16 protein-coding genes are annotated in these 14,048 nt (G+C 70.0%); 8 read left to right on the top strand and 8 right to left on the bottom strand.

Annotation, left to right across the window (positions count from 1 at the left end):
* Nucleotides 1–9 precede the first annotated feature (9 nt).
* The 4 genes from GXW78_RS06665 to GXW78_RS06680 are packed head-to-tail and all read right to left on the bottom strand — an operon-like array spanning nucleotide 10 to nucleotide 2,649.
* Nucleotides 10–633 (bottom strand): MotE family protein, encoded by a 624-nt coding sequence (locus GXW78_RS06665; RefSeq protein ID WP_211867219.1) that lies wholly within the window; start codon nucleotides 631–633, stop codon nucleotides 10–12.
* Nucleotides 633–1,064, bottom strand: a complete 432-nt coding sequence (locus tag GXW78_RS06670; protein ID WP_211867221.1) for a DUF6468 domain-containing protein — start codon at nucleotides 1,062–1,064, stop codon at nucleotides 633–635. The genes GXW78_RS06665 and GXW78_RS06670 overlap by 1 nt, the downstream gene beginning before the upstream one ends.
* Entirely contained in the window at nucleotides 1,061–2,125 is a 1,065-nt protein-coding gene (gene fliM, locus GXW78_RS06675) for a flagellar motor switch protein FliM (protein WP_211867223.1), read from the bottom strand. Before fliM ends, GXW78_RS06670 begins: the two co-directional genes overlap by 4 nt.
* Nucleotides 2,122–2,649, bottom strand: a complete 528-nt coding sequence (locus GXW78_RS06680; RefSeq protein ID WP_211867226.1) for a flagellar basal body-associated FliL family protein — start codon at nucleotides 2,647–2,649, stop codon at nucleotides 2,122–2,124. Before GXW78_RS06680 ends, fliM begins: the two co-directional genes overlap by 4 nt.
* Before the next feature lie 162 nt (nucleotides 2,650–2,811).
* Between GXW78_RS06680 and flgF the strand changes: the two genes are divergently transcribed.
* From flgF to flgH, 4 genes are read left to right on the top strand one after another with little or no spacing between them, the layout of a single operon-like run.
* Nucleotides 2,812–3,549: a flagellar basal-body rod protein FlgF gene (gene flgF, locus GXW78_RS06685; protein WP_211867228.1), complete on the top strand. Its 738-nt coding sequence runs from the start codon at nucleotides 2,812–2,814 to the stop codon at nucleotides 3,547–3,549.
* 12 nt (nucleotides 3,550–3,561) lie between these two features.
* A complete protein-coding gene (gene flgG / locus GXW78_RS06690; protein ID WP_211867230.1) occupies nucleotides 3,562–4,347 on the top strand; it encodes a flagellar basal-body rod protein FlgG in 786 nt (261 codons plus the stop codon).
* Nucleotides 4,347–5,297, top strand: coding sequence for a flagellar basal body P-ring formation chaperone FlgA (gene flgA / locus GXW78_RS06695; protein WP_211867232.1), 951 nt, complete (start codon nucleotides 4,347–4,349; stop codon nucleotides 5,295–5,297). The genes flgG and flgA overlap by 1 nt, the downstream gene beginning before the upstream one ends.
* Before the next feature lie 5 nt (nucleotides 5,298–5,302).
* Nucleotides 5,303–6,037 carry a flagellar basal body L-ring protein FlgH gene (flgH, locus tag GXW78_RS06700; RefSeq protein ID WP_211867234.1) on the top strand — a complete coding sequence of 245 codons (735 nt, stop codon included), beginning with the start codon at nucleotides 5,303–5,305 and terminating at the stop codon, nucleotides 6,035–6,037.
* A 42-nt stretch (nucleotides 6,038–6,079) separates the two neighbouring features.
* On the opposite strand, the gene GXW78_RS06705 is transcribed toward flgH, so the two are convergent.
* From GXW78_RS06705 to GXW78_RS06715, 3 genes are all read right to left on the bottom strand, one after another.
* Nucleotides 6,080–7,771, bottom strand: a complete 1,692-nt coding sequence (locus tag GXW78_RS06705) for a Na/Pi cotransporter family protein (protein WP_211867236.1) — start codon at nucleotides 7,769–7,771, stop codon at nucleotides 6,080–6,082.
* 34 nt (nucleotides 7,772–7,805) lie between these two features.
* Complete coding sequence (gene pstS, locus GXW78_RS06710; RefSeq protein ID WP_211867238.1) at nucleotides 7,806–8,891, bottom strand: phosphate ABC transporter substrate-binding protein PstS; 1,086 nt, start codon at nucleotides 8,889–8,891, stop codon at nucleotides 7,806–7,808.
* A 102-nt stretch (nucleotides 8,892–8,993) separates the two neighbouring features.
* Nucleotides 8,994–9,761: an AraC family transcriptional regulator gene (locus GXW78_RS06715; RefSeq protein ID WP_211867240.1), complete on the bottom strand. Its 768-nt coding sequence runs from the start codon at nucleotides 9,759–9,761 to the stop codon at nucleotides 8,994–8,996.
* A 90-nt stretch (nucleotides 9,762–9,851) separates the two neighbouring features.
* On the opposite strand from GXW78_RS06715, the gene GXW78_RS06720 reads away from it, so the two are divergent.
* The 4 genes from GXW78_RS06720 (at nucleotide 9,852) to GXW78_RS06735 (ending at nucleotide 11,584) form a co-directional block, all read left to right on the top strand.
* Nucleotides 9,852–10,409 carry a chromate transporter gene (locus GXW78_RS06720; RefSeq protein WP_211867242.1) on the top strand — a complete coding sequence of 186 codons (558 nt, stop codon included), beginning with the start codon at nucleotides 9,852–9,854 and terminating at the stop codon, nucleotides 10,407–10,409.
* A complete protein-coding gene (locus GXW78_RS06725; RefSeq protein ID WP_211867244.1) occupies nucleotides 10,406–10,930 on the top strand; it encodes a chromate transporter in 525 nt (174 codons plus the stop codon). The genes GXW78_RS06720 and GXW78_RS06725 overlap by 4 nt, the downstream gene beginning before the upstream one ends.
* Nucleotides 10,931–11,017: 87 nt before the next feature.
* Nucleotides 11,018–11,212, top strand: coding sequence for a DUF3008 family protein (locus GXW78_RS06730; protein WP_211867246.1), 195 nt, complete (start codon nucleotides 11,018–11,020; stop codon nucleotides 11,210–11,212).
* A 120-nt stretch (nucleotides 11,213–11,332) separates the two neighbouring features.
* Entirely contained in the window at nucleotides 11,333–11,584 is a 252-nt protein-coding gene (locus GXW78_RS06735) for a DUF2171 domain-containing protein (protein WP_211867248.1), read from the top strand.
* 45 nt (nucleotides 11,585–11,629) lie between these two features.
* Here the strand turns inward: GXW78_RS06735 and GXW78_RS06740 are convergent, their stop codons facing one another.
* Nucleotides 11,630–14,014, bottom strand: coding sequence for a 1-deoxy-D-xylulose-5-phosphate synthase N-terminal domain-containing protein (locus GXW78_RS06740; RefSeq protein WP_246521933.1), 2,385 nt, complete (start codon nucleotides 14,012–14,014; stop codon nucleotides 11,630–11,632).
* Nucleotides 14,015–14,048: the final 34 nt, after the last annotated feature.

Genomic DNA, 14,048 nt, shown 5'->3' on the forward strand with positions numbered 1-14,048 from the left:
GGGGTCCGTTCAGTCCGCGGATGTGCGACGCGCGCGGTGGCGCGCCAGTTCCGCCGTCGCCATCCGCGCGCGATCCGGGCGCATGGCGCCGATCACCGGCGCGGCCTTGCGGTCGTTCATCCGGTCGAGGATCTCGACCAGCACCGGGACGTCGAGCTCGTCGAAGATCGTCGCCGCGTCGCGCGGGCGCATCGCCTCATAGGTGCGGACGAGGCCGCGCCACCCGGCCTCCTCCCTCTCACCGCGCGCTTGGTCGAGCGCCTCGAGGCGCTGGCGCATCGCGGTCAATTCCTCGACGCGGCGGGTCAGCCGCGCTTCGGTAGCCTGGAGCATCACTTCCTGCGCAGCGACCGCCTGTTCGCGCGCCTCAATATCGGCACGGCGGGCGCGAAGCTGTTCCAGCAGCGCGCGTTCCGCCAGCGCGGCGGGATCGGGCGCTGCGGCGGGCACCACGGGTGCCGGCGGCGGCACCGGTGGCCGAACGGCCGCTGCCGGCGCCGGATCCGCCGCCCGCGCGGCCGAGACGACGGTCAGCGCCGGCGCCGGCGGGATGGCAAGCAATGCCTCCGCCTTCACCAGGAACAGCCCGCCCATGGCGAGAATCACCGCCGGCAGCAGGCGCGGCGGGCGCATCAGCGCGCGCCCCGTGCGCCCAGGGTGATGGCGCGCAGAAGGTCGCGCTCGGCCTGGCTCTGCAAGGACGCGGGCTCGGGCGCGCGCGGTGCCTCCTGCACCAGCGGGCGGCCGTTGCGCACCAGCCCCTCGAGCCGGTCGGCCAGCGTCTCGGCGCGCTCGATGAGGTAGCGCAGGTCGTCGCGCAGCGGCTCGGCCGTCGCGAGCTTCTCCGCCACCTGCCGCCCCGCGAGTTCCGCCGAGGCGCGCAGCCGCACCATGGCGGCCTCCGCCATTCGGGCGGCCTCGCCCAGACCCTGCGCGCTGCCGTCCATCGCCGCCCGGTCGCGCCGGATCTCGCGCAACGCCCGTTCCAGCCGCAGCGCAAAGGGAATCGCCGCACCCAGCATCGCCAGCAGAAGAAGTTGCAGTCCCCATTCGAGCCAGCTCATGCCCCTGCCCCCACAGCACCCCTGGCACGTTCCAACTCGCGTGATATGCGCACCGCGAGACGCTGCTCCTGCCGGCCGAGCTCGGCCTCGAACAGCGCGACCTCCCCGCAGCGCAGCCGTACCGGTGCGCCCGGTGCGACGCCGAGGGCGATGCGGTCGCCGACCTTCAGCCCGACGACGGAGGACAGCGGCACGATCTGTTCGTCCAGCACGACGTCGAGCGTGACCTCGGTGGACCGCAGTTCCTCGGCGAGGTGAGTTTCCCAAATGGAATCGCGGCCGAACTTCTCGCCCATGAACTGCTGCAGCAGCAGCTCGCGCACCGGTTCCAGCGTGGCGTAGGGCAGCAGCAACTCGAGCTTTCCGCCACGGTCCTCCATGTCCACGCGCAGCCGCACCAGCACGCAGGCATTGGACGGGCGGGAGATGGCGGCGAAGCGCGGGTTCACCTCCAGCCGGTCGAAGCCGAAGACGACGGGACACAGCGGCTCGAACGCCGCCGTCAGGTCTTCCAGCACCACGCCGATCAGTCGTTCGACCAGGGTGCGCTCGATGGTGGTGTAGGGGCGGCCCTCGATGCGCATCGCCGCAGTCCCGCGCCGTCCGCCCAGCAGCACGTCCACCACGGAGTAGATCAGCGCGGAATCGACGACGACGAGGCCGTAATTGTCCCATTGCTCGGCGCGGGTTACGCCGAGCATCGCCGGCAACGGGATGGAATTGAGGTAGTCCGCGAAGCGCAGCGATACGATGCCGTCGATCGACACCTCGACATTGTCCGAGGTGAAGTTGCGCAGCGTCGTCGACATCAGCCGCACCATACGGTCGAAGACGATCTCCAGCATGGGCAGGCGTTCATAGGACACCAGCCCGGAGGAGATGATCCTCTGGATGCCGCTCTCCTCGCCGGCCTCGCCGCCCTTGCTGTCGAAGCCGAGCAGGCTGTCGATCTCGGCCTGGTTCAGCACACGCGCCGCGTCGGGCGTGTGCTGGTCTCCGCCTTCCTCGTCCAGCGCCGCGCCCCAGGCTGCGGCGAGATCCTCCTCGGACTGCCCGCTCATTGCACCAGCATCTCCAGGAACAGGACGTCGGTGACGCGTGGTGCGGGCTGGCTGCTGCCTGCCGGCGGGGCCACGGCGATGTTGGCGCGGGCGACCAGTTCCTCGCGCAGCCGCTGGGTACCCGTCGAGCCGCGCAGCTCCTCGGGCCGCATTTCGCGGAGATGGGTCTGGAACAGGTCGAGCAGCCGCGGCATGGCAAGCTGGATCGCGGCGGCGTCCTCGGCGCGGGCGATCTCGAGCTTGCTGCGTAGCTTCACGTAGACGGACCGTCGGCCCGGCGCGTTCAGGTTGGCGATGATCTCGGGCATGTCGAAGAAGGCGGGCGGGCGCGGCGCCTCGGCCTGCGGCGCGGTCGCGTCCGCGGCCGGCGCGTGGCCCAGGCCGAGCAGCGGCGGCAGGATGCCGGTGAACCAGAGCCCTGCGCCAATCGCCGCCAGAAGCGCGGGCGCAGCGACCAGGACGAGCTTCTTCCTGCCCCCGCTTCCCCCCTTCCCCGCTGTCCCCTCGGCTGACGCCGCCGCCATGCCATGCCTCCTGCACTCCGGGCAGCATCCACAGGCGCCGTTAAGGAAGGCTTGCGGGCGAGCCGCTCGGTGCCGGGGGCAGGTCGGGCTTGCCGCGCCCCGGCAGCAAATGCCGGCCAAGCCCCTGTCGCGGGCTGGCACGCCGGTTGCCCCGGCGGCTTCATGGACAGTCCCGGCTACATCATCCTTTCGCGCCTCACGCTCCAGTCGCGCGCCACCGAGGTGCTGGCGCACAACGTCGCCAATGCCGATACGCCGGGCTTTCGTGCGCAGCGGCCGGTCTTCACCGACTTCGTCGCGCGGCAGGACATGGCGCCGCCCGGCGGCCGCCCGGTCGCGTATGTGCAGGACCGCGCTACATGGCGGGAGATGGAGAACGGCCCGGTGCAGACCACCGGCAACCCGCTCGACGTCGCACTGGCCGGGGATGGCTTCTTCGCCGTCGAGACGGCGCGCGGCGAGCGCTTCACCCGCGCCGGGCGATTTTCAATCGGCGATGGCGGCCGGATCGTCGACATGGAGGGCAACGCCGTGATGGGCGCCGAGGGCGGCCCCATCGCCGTCGCCCCCAACGACACGCGCATCGTCATCCAGGGCGACGGCACGGTGCGCAGCGAGAACGGAGCGCTCGGCCGATTGCGCGTCGTCACCTTCGCCAATCCGCAGACGCTGCGCGCCGAGGGCGACCGGCTGTTCGACGCCGCCGGCGAGCCACCGCAGCCCGTCGAACGCCCCAGCGTGGTCCAGGGCGCGCTGGAAGGCAGCAATGTCCGCCCAATCGCCGAGATGACGCGGCTCACCACCGAGCTGCGTGAGTTCCAGTTCGCCGCCCAATTCGCCGAACGCGAGGGCGAGCGCCTGTCCACCGCCGTCGAGCGCATCCTGCGCCGCCGCTCGTAAGGAAAACCGCCGATGCGATCGCTGACCATCGCCGCCACGGGCATGCAGGCCCAGCAGAACAACGTCGAAGTCATCTCGAACAACATCGCGAACATCTCGACCACCGGCTTCAAGCGCCGGCGGGCGGAATTCCAGGATCTGATCTACCAGAACCTTCGGCGGACCGGCTCCCAATCGGCCGATACCGGCACGACGTTGCCTTCGGGCGCGCAGATCGGGCTCGGCGTACGCACAGCCGCCGTCTATCGCATCAGCGAACAGGGCAACCTGGCGCAGACCGAGAACCGCTTCGACCTCGCCATCCGTGGCAACGGCTACTTCCAGATCCAGCTGCCGACCGGCGAGACAGCCTATACCCGCGACGGCACCTTCGGGCTGTCGGCCGAGGGCACCATCGTCACGGCGGAAGGCTTCATCGTGCAGCCGGGCATCACCATCCCGGCCAATGCCCGCGACGTGACGATCAACGCGAATGGCGAGGTGCTGGCGAAGATCGACGGCCAGGTCCAGCCGCAGAATGTGGGCCAGATCCAGCTCGCCATCTTCACCAACGAGGGCGGGCTGGAGGCGATCGGCGACAACCTGTTCCTGTCCACCCCGTCCTCGGGTGAGGCGCAGCAGGGTGCCCCGGGCACCGTCGGTTACGGCCAGACGATGCAGGGCTTCATCGAGACCTCCAACGTCAACGTGGTGCAGGAGATCACTTCGCTGATCACCGCGCAGCGCGCCTATGAGATGAACTCCCGCGTCATCACGACGTCGGATGAGATGCTTTCCACGCTGACGAGGCTGCGGTGATGCGCCGGCGCGCTTTCGCCCTGCTGGTCCTCGCTGCCTTGCCGGCGCGGGCGCAGGGCCTCCCGCCCGCGCCGCGCCCCTTGGTCGTCGCCGAGGACGCCGCGCTGCGTTTGGGCGACCTGTTCGAGAATGCCGGCGAGGCATCCGCCGCCGTCATCGGCGCGGCGCCAGCCCCAGGGCGCCGGATGACGCTCGACGCCGCGCAGCTTTCGATGATCGCGCGCCGGTACGGCCTCGCCTGGCGCCCTCTGTCGGGAGAGGAGCGCAGCATTGTCGAGCGCCCCGGCCGCCCGTTGCCGCGCGAGGAGATCGAGAGCCTGCTGCGCGACGAGCTGGTGCGGCTCGGCATGGACCCGGAGGCCGAGCTGGAACTGCCGGGCTTCGTCCCACCCATGGTGCCCCTCGGCGTGCTGCCGCAGACCGTGCTTGACGCGGTGCATTTCGACGTCGCGACGCGGCGCTTCGCTGCCACGCTCGTCATCGCCGCCGAAGGCATGGCGGGCTTCCGCGCGCGCCTCGCCGGCCGGGCGCTGGCGACTGTTCCCGTGGTGGTCGCGACGCGGCGCCTCTCCGTCGGCGACATCGTCGGGCCGGAGGATCTGCGCGAGATCCGGCAGCGTGCCGAGCGCGTCCGACCCGGCGCCGCCCAGCGCGCGGAGGACGTCGTCGGGCGCCAGCTGCGGCGACCGATCGCGGCCAACCTGCCCTATGTGCTGGTGGATCTGACCGCACCCACGGTGATCGCCAAGAACCAGATGGTGCTGATGCTACTCGACGGACCGGGCCTGACACTCACGGCGCAGGGCCGCGCCCTGGAAGCCGCCGCGCGGGGCGAGCGCATCCCGGTGATGAACCTCGTCTCCCGGTCGATCGTGGAAGCGGAGGCGATCGGGCCCGGCCGCGTGCGCGTGCTGCTCGGCGCCGTACCGCTCCAGATCGCACGGAGATAGCCCCGATGCGCCGCCTGCTGATGCTGATGACGCCCCTCGCCATGATGGCCTGTTCCGGCGCGGAGCGGCTGTCGCGGCTGGGCGACCCGCCGGAGATGGCCAGTGTGACCAATCCGACCGCCGACCCGCGTTGGCGGCCGGTCAGCATGCCGATGCCGAACCCGCAGGACCCGCCGCTCGCCAACAATTCGCTTTGGCGACCGGGCAGCCGTACCTTCCTGCGGGACCAGCGCGCCGCGACGGTGGGCGACCTTGTGACGGTGCTGGTCTCAGTGGCGGACGAGGCGGAACTCGAGAACAGCACCGTCCGCGGCCGCAACAACAGCGAAGGGATGGGCATCCCGCAGATGCTCGGCCTGCAGGCGTCCTATCCGCGCCTGTTTCCGGCGGGCATCGATCCCTCGCGCCTCGTCGAGGCCAATTCCACGAGCGGTGTGAACGGCAACGGGCAGATACGGCGCAATGAGACGGTGATGCTGCGCGTCGCGGCCACGGTCACCCAGGTGCTGCCGAACGGGAACCTGGTGCTGATGGGCCGCCAGCAGATGCGGGTGAACAGCGAGCTGCGTGACCTGACGATCGGCGGCGTGATCCGCCCGCAGGACATCGGCTCGGACAACACGATCCGCCATGATCGGCTGGCGGAAGCGCGTATCTCCTATGGCGGCCGCGGGACGATCAGCGACGTGCAGCGGCCGCGGACGGGGCAGGAACTGCTGGATATCATCCTGCCGTTCTGACGGTGGGATGATGGGGAGGGGCGACACCCCTCCCCGCCCGCGTCACTCCGCGGGGACCACGGCGCCGTCGATCGCGTCACCCGCGGTGGCGCCAACCGGCATCGGCACCGCGCGCGGCACTGAACGGCGTTCCTCCTCCAGCCGACCGATCAGCATGAAGGCCCGCTCGGCGCTGCCCAGCAACGCGAGGATCGCGCCGCGCTCGAAGGGCTTCACCGCGTCGCTGAGGCCGAGCACCTTCTCGCGCAGGTCGAACAGCACCTGCGGGCCCGGCATCGGTCGCAGGGCCGCACCGGGCAGGACGCAGGCCATCGCCTCCCCCACCGCGTCCAGCACCGCCTCGACCAGCGGCTTGGCCTCGGGCGAGAACTCGTCCCGCTGCACGCGGCGGGCGACCTGGTGCAGCGTCTCGGCGAGGCTGGACGCGAAGTCTTCCTCCTCGATCAGGCTGGCGATCAGGTCCTGCTGCTGCTGCGTCTGTCCCGGCACGAACAGCGAGGCGGTGTAGCCGCGGATGTCGCGGCTCAGGATGTCGATCGCCAGGCGATGCTCGTCGAGGTCGCCCGGTGCCGTCGGCACGCGCCGCGCGGATTGCAGGTACAGCGCACTCGCCTGCAGGTGCCGCCCGATCTCCTCGCGGATCGCCGGGACGGCGGTGCCGAGGTGCTCGCGCGCCTGCGCGGTCAGGTGCTTCGGCGTCGAATAGTCCTCGATGTCCTCCTCGGCGTTGCGGCCGATGCGAGACAGCACGCGCTCGAACACGCCGGTGAAGGGGAAAAGCAGCGCGGTGTTGAAGATGTTGAACACGGTCGAGTAGAGGCCGACCGCGACCGGCACGAGCGGATAGGTCTCGCGCCCGTTGATCATCACGGGCACCGACGGGTCGCCGCCGAACCAGCCCATGCCCCAGCGCAGCACTTCGATCGAGACGAAGAACAGCGGCACCGTGATCATCACGCCGATCAGGTTGAAGGTGATGTGGGCGTAGGCCGCGCGCTTCGCGTTGCGCGACAGGTTCAGCGACGCCATCCAGGAGGTGATGGTCGTGCCGAGGTCGGCACCCAGGGAGAAGGCGACCGCCGTCTGCCAGTCGAGCACGCCGGCCGAGCCCAGGCCCATGACGATGCCGATCGTGGCCGAGGAGGAATGGATCAGCGCGGTGACGAGGGCGGCGGTGACGACGCAGGCGATCAGCCCGCCGAAATCATCGGCGCGCAGCGTCGAGATGACGGACATCACCTCCGGCATGTTGCGCAGCGGGCGCAGGCCGCCGGTCATCAGGTTCAGGCCGTAGAAGATCAGCGCGAAGCCCATGCAGGCCAGCGCGATGTTCTTCACCTTGTCCGACTTGGCGAAGATGTAGAGCAGCGCGAAGCAGCCGCCGAGCAGCAGGCCGAGCGGCCCGAGCGGCAGCGCGATCAGTCCGTTGCCCAGCGTCGTGCCGATGTTGGCGCCCATGATGACGCTGATGGCGGGTCGCAACCCGACCACGCCGGCGTTCACCAGGCCGACCGTCATCACCGTCATCGCGGTCGAGGATTGGATGATGCCGGTGATGAAGGTGCCGGCGATCACGCCCTTGATCGGCGTGCCGGCGAACTTCGCCAGCAGGTCCCGCATGCGCGCGACGGCGAGCGCCTGGATGCCGTTCGACATGAACTCCAGCCCCAGCATGAAGATGCCGAGGCCGCCGACCACAGGCACGATGACCTGGGTGAAGATATCCACCTGCATTGCTGTCCCCCTCCTTGGGGATCGAAGCCTGGATTCAGCGGGCGCCGCGGATCGCGGTGGGCCAGTAGGACGTGACCTGCGCCGCGACGGCGGGCGCCAGCGGCACGAAGCCGAGGGCCTCGGCCTCCGCGGGCCGTTCGGTCAGCGCCATGCGGAAGAAGGCGAGTGCCGCGCGCGTGCCGGCCATGGAGGCCGGGTTGCGGCGCATCAGCACGTAGACGGTCGCGAGGATCGGATAGGCCGCGTCGCTCGCCGGTTCGGCCGCCGGCTGGTGGAAGCTGCGCGACGCATCCCAGGGCAGGCCCGCGACACCCGCGGCGATGGCAGCGGCGTCCGGCGCCACGAACCGGCCGGCGGCATTGTCGATCTGCGCCACCGTGATACCCGGGTGCCGTGCCTCGCTGACTTCCAGATAGGCGATGGCGTTCGGCGTGGCGCGCAGCGCCTCGGCGATGCCACGGGTGCCGCGCGCGCCGGTGCCGACCGGCCAGGGCAGCGTCCAGCCCGTGCCGAGGCCCGATTGCCAGGCGGCGCTGCGGCGCGCGAGGAAGCTCGCCACGTTCCAGGTGGTGCCGGACCCGTCCGAGCGGTGCAGCACCACGATTGGCGCACCCGGCAAAGCGAGGTCGGGCTGGAGTGCGCGGATCGCCGGGTCCGACCAGCGCGTGATCTGGCCGAGATAGATGCGCGCCAGCACGTCCCCGCTGAGCCGCAGCGCGATTCCGGCCGGCAGGTCGAGATTGGCCGCGACTGCGATGCCGCCGCTGACCAGCGGAAACTGCGCGAGTTCGTGCCGCGCCAGTTCCTCGGGCGCCATCGGCACGTCGGTCGCGGCGAAGTCGACGCTGCCCTGGAGCATGCGGATCACACCGCCGGCCGAGCCCACCGGCTCATAATTCAGCGTGCCGTAGGACGACACGGTCGCGCCGCCCTCGCCTTCCATCGTGGCGAAGGCCCGCGCCCAACGGTTCAGGACGGGCTGGACGAAGGTCGAACCAGCGCCCGTCAGCGCCTGCCCACGTTCCTGCGCGGCGGCGCGGCCGGTGCCGAGCAGCAATGCGGCACCTGCCAGCATCGACCGACGCGTCGCTCCGCCGGCCTGATGACGAGCACTATCCATCGGCGCCTTCCCCTCACATGGCTGCAGCGGGAAAAGAGACCGGTGATGTTGCGTCGCACTGTCGTAACGGTGATTGTTACATGACGATCAATTTATGAGACGTCATCGACCATAGGCGCTGGGCGCGACGCCGAGCGTCCGGCGGAACATGGTGCTGAAGGCTGTCGGACCGGCATAGCCGAGGTCGAGCGCAATGGCCGTCACACGCTCCCCGTTCAGCAGCCGCGGCAGGGCGGCCAGCAGGCAGGCGCGGCGCTGCCATTCTGCGAAGCTCAGCCCGGTCTCCTCCCGGAAGCGGCGGGTGAAGCTGCGGCGGCTGAGTGCGAGGGTGCGGCTCCAGGCCTCGATCGTGTCGTGCATGCTCGGGCGTTCGAGGAAGCGGCGGCAGCGACGCAGCAGCCGGTCCCCGCGCGGCAACGGCAGGCTCAGCGGCAGCACCGGGGCCGCCAGGATCTCGTCCATCAGCAGCGACATCACCCGGCCGTCGCGCCCGTCCGGGTCGTATTCCGCCGGCACGTCCACGGCGGCGATCAGCAGCTCACGCAGCAGCGGCGGGATGCCCACCACGCGGCATTCCGTGGCGAGCCCCGGCCGCGCATCGGGTTCCAGATAGACGCTCCGCGTCGCGACCTGCCCCAGCATGCTGATCCCGTGCACGGTTCCGCCCGGGATCCAGACACCCTGGCTGGGCGGCACCATCCACGCCCCGTGTGCCGTGCGGACCAGCATCGTGCCGCGCTCGGCGAACAAAAGCTGCGACCGGCGGTGGCTGTGGGCGGGGTGCTCGTGCCCCGCCGGGTACTCGTTGCCGACCGCGACCACGGGCCGCGCCACCGCCTCGATCTCGACCGCCCGCCTGTGCCTCGCCATGGCCCGGACTCATAGCATTCTGGCCCAGGCCGGAAAGCGGGCCATGCGATGCCGCCCGATACTGCCGCGGATCGGACAGGAGGGGATGTCATGGCCGCGGGGCACGAGGGTCGGGACACGGTGGGCAAGGCTGAGCTTTTTCTCGGCTTTCTCAAGATCGGGATGCTCGGCTTCGGCGGGATCGCGCCGTGGGCACGGCACGTCATCATTGAGGAACGGCGCTGGCTGACCGAGAAGGAGTTCGCCGCCATCCTCGGCATCGGCCAGGTGCTGCCGGGGCCGAATACGATGAACGCCGCGGTCATCATCGGCGACCGCTTCCAGGGTGTGCCCGGCGTGCTGCTTTGCCTGCTCGGGCAGATGCTGGTGCCGCTCGTGATCGTCACCGCGCTTGGCGCCGCCTACCTGCATTTCGCCGACGTGCCGGCCGTGCAGGCGGCGGTGGTCGGCGCCGCGGCGGGTGCCGCGGGGCTCGTCGCGGGCACGGCGCTGAAGATGGCGCGCAACATCCGGCCGCGGCCGCTCTCGCTGCTCATCACAGCCGGGGGGTTCGTGGCGGTCGGGCTGCTCGGCTGGCCGCTGGTGCCGGTGGTGGCCGTGCTCGTCCCGCTCGGCATCGGCGCCGCGACGCTGGAGCGCCGCGCATGAGCGACGCCCCGCTGATCGAGATCGCCCAGGTCTTCTCCATCCTCTCGCTCGTGTCGATCGGCGGCGCCAATGCGACGCTGCCCGAGATCCAGCGCCAAGTCGTCGACGTGCATGGCTGGATGAGCGATGCGGGCTTCGCGGATGCCTTCGCGATCTCTCACGCCGCACCGGGTCCCAACATCATCATGGTCAGCCTGATCGGGTGGCAGGTGGCAGGGCTGGCGGGGCTGCTGGTGGCAACGCTGGCCATCATGGTGCCGTCCTGCACCTTGGCCTTCATTGTGTCGCGCACGCTGTCCCGCTGGGCCGACCATCCGGCGGTGTCGCTGATCAAGGCCGGGCTGGTGCCGGTGGCGCTCGGCCTGATCCTGGCGAGCGGCGTCGCCATGATGCGCACCGCCGACCGGGGGCCGCTGACGATCGCGATCGGCCTGGCGACGGCAGCCTTCGTGGTGTTCAGCCGGCGCAACCCCCTATGGGCGCTGGGCGCGGGAAGTGCGCTGATGGTGGTGGCCGGGTGATCCGATGCGCCGCTGACGCCATCGGCGGAACCGCGCTGGCCGCCCGCGCGTTACCGTCGTGGCTCCGCAACAGGAGGGATCCGACAGATGCCAGCCAAATCCAAGCAGCAGCAGAAGGCCGCCGGTGCCGCGCTAGCGGCGAAGCGGGGGGACGCACCGAAATCCTCGCTGAAGGGCGCGTCGAAGAGCATGGCGGACTCAATGAGCGAAACGGAGCTCGAGCGCATGGCAAGCGTCAGCCGCAAGAAGCTCCCGCGCCGGGCAGCAGCCAGCAAGGACTGAGACAGCCGCTGCAAGGCACTGCGATGTGAGCCATCCGTTCCGCCAGCGTCGGCATCCCGCGCACGTCCAGGGCGTTCTGTCCACGGGTCCGGAAACTGACCCCAGACAAGGAGAGAATGCATGAGCGCACAGATGACCCAGATCCGCGAACACATGGAAGTCGTCGGGAATGACGGCGTGCATGTCGGCACTGTGGACAGGTTGGAAGGTGATCGCATCAAGCTGACGAGGCAGGACGATCCCGACGGGAGCGGCCAGCATCACCACTTCCTGTCGGTGAACGCCGTGGAATCAGTGGCCGGTGACAAGGTGCGGCTGAACTGCCCGGCGGATCGCGCCAAGCGCGCGGCGACGGGCACGAGCACCCACTGACCGCCCCGGGGCGCAGCCGCCAGGCTGCGCCCCGAACCGGCTGAATCAGCCCAACAACGCCTCGGCGCAGGCATCAAGAATGGCGTCGCTGTCGAGGCCGTATTCCCGATACAGGTCAGGAATGTCGCCGGCTTGGCCAAAGCGGTCGACGCCGAGCGGGACGACGCGCTGACCCCGCACTGCGCCCATCCACGCATGGGCGGCCGGATGACCATCAAGCACCGTGACGAGCGCCGCATCGCGCGCCAATGGCGCGAGGATGCGCTCGATATGCGACACCTGCCGTTCGCCACGGCGGGCTGCTCGCCGTGCGCCGAGCCATGCCGCATGCAGCCTGTCGGGGCTGGTGATGGCAAGCAGGCCGGCGCCTGGTTCCTCGCTGCGGAGCTCATCGAAGGCGGCGAGCGCCTCGGGCGCCAGCGAACCCTGGTAGCCGATTGCGATGCGTGCGCCCTCCGCAGGCGGCACGATCCAATGCGCGCCCGCGATGACATCCGCCGCATCCAGCGTCCGTGACGGCTGCTGCAGACCGCGCGTCGACAGGCGCAGCCACACGGCCGAACCGTCCGGCTTCTGCATGTGGTCGAAGGCGTGGCGGAGCAGGATCGCCAGCTCATCCGAATGCGCCGGCTCGAAGCTCGTCAGCCGGTCGGCGGCCATGCCGATCAGCGGCGTGTTGACACTCTGATGCTGGCCGCCTTCCGGCGCCAGCGTCAGCCCGGACGGCGTGGAGACCAGCAGGAACCGCGCATCCTGGTAGCAGGCGTAGATCAGCGCATCGAGGCCGCGATTGACGAAGGGATCATAGACCGTGCCGATCGGCAGCAGCCGCGCGCCGTATAGACGGTCGGCAAGCCCCAGCCCCGCGAGCACGAGGAACAGGTTCTGCTCGGCGATGCCGAGTTCGACATGCTGGCCATCGGGCGACATGCCCCATCGCTGCGCCGAGGCGAGCTTCGCATCGCGGAAGACGTCGTTCTTCTTGTGCCGGTCGAAGATGCCGCGCCGGTTCACCCACGGGCCGAGATTGGTCGAGACCGTCACGTCCGGGCTGGTGGTGACGATGCGCTTCGCGAGGTCGGCGAACTCTCCCTGCCCGCGGCCGATCTCGGCGAGGATGTCGCCGAAGGCCGCCTGGGTGGACTGCTTGCGCCCCTCCCCCACGCGCGGCGCGGGGATGATCCCGGGCACATGGATCGTGGGCGACACCAGGCTGCGGCCGGCGGGCGTAAGCTTCTCGGCGAAGGGGACGGCGCCGAGGAAGTCCCGCAGCTCGGCCTCGGGTATGTTCAGCCCCTCGAACAGGTCCCATTCGTGCCCGGGGCGGATGGCCATGGCGGCGCGGAAGCCTTCCATCTGCTCCTTGGTCATCAGCCCGGAATGGTTGTCCTTGTGGCCCGCGAAGGGGAGGCCCATCCCCTTCACCGTATAGGCGATGAAGCAGGTCGGCTGGTCGCCCTCGGCATCCTGGGTGCGGAAGGCCTCGGTCAGCGTCTCGATGTCGTGGCCGCCGAGGTTCGTCATCAGGGCGGCAAGTTCGTCATCCGTCAGCGGATCGACGATGGCGCGGATGCCGTCGACGCGGCCGAGCTCGGCGAGGATCGCGGAGCGCCACGCCGCGCCGCCCTGGAAGGTCAACGCGGCGTAAAGGCTGTTCGGGCAATCGTCGATCCAGCGGCGCAGATGCTCGCCATCCGGTCGCGCGAAGGCGGCTTCCAGCTTGCGGCCGTACTTGATGGTGACGACGTTCCAGCCCATGTCGCGGAACAGTCCCTCGATGCGGCCGAACAGACGGTCCGGCACCACGGAATCGAGGCTCTGGCGGTTGTAGTCGACCACCCACCAGACATTGCGGATGTCGTGCTTCCAGCCTTCCAGCAGGGCTTCGTAGATGTTGCCCTCATCGAGCTCCGCGTCGCCCACCACGGCGACATGCCGGCCCGACGGGATGCCTTCGGGTGCCAGGTTGTGCAGGTGGACATAGTCCTGCACCAGCGATCCGAAGGAGGCGAGCGCGACGCCGAGGCCGACGGAGCCCGTGGAGAAATCGACCTCCGGCCCGTCCTTCACGCGGGACGGATAGGGCTGGATGCCGCCGAACTGGCGCAGCGTCTCCAGCTTCTCCCGCTGCTGCCGCCCGAACAGGTAGTTGATGGCGTGGAAGACCGGCCCCGCATGGGGCTTCACGGCAACGCGGTCGGCCGGTCGCAGGATCGAGAAATACAGCGCCGCGAGGATCGAGACCGAGGACGCGCAGGATGCCTGGTGCCCGCCCACCTTCAGCCCATCCCGGTTCGGGCGAATGTGGTTTGCGTGGTGGATCATCCAGGCGCTGAGCCAGAGCAGCTTGCGTTCGAGCGCGTGCAGGATCTCGACCTGGCGCGCCGCATCCGGCGTATCCAGCCGCCTCACCGTTCCCTGCATGGTCATGTCCGGACGCTCCCTCGTATTCGCGTCGGACTAT

Source organism: Neoroseomonas terrae (assembly GCF_018129025.1).
Lineage (GTDB): Bacteria > Pseudomonadota > Alphaproteobacteria > Acetobacterales > Acetobacteraceae > Neoroseomonas > Neoroseomonas terrae.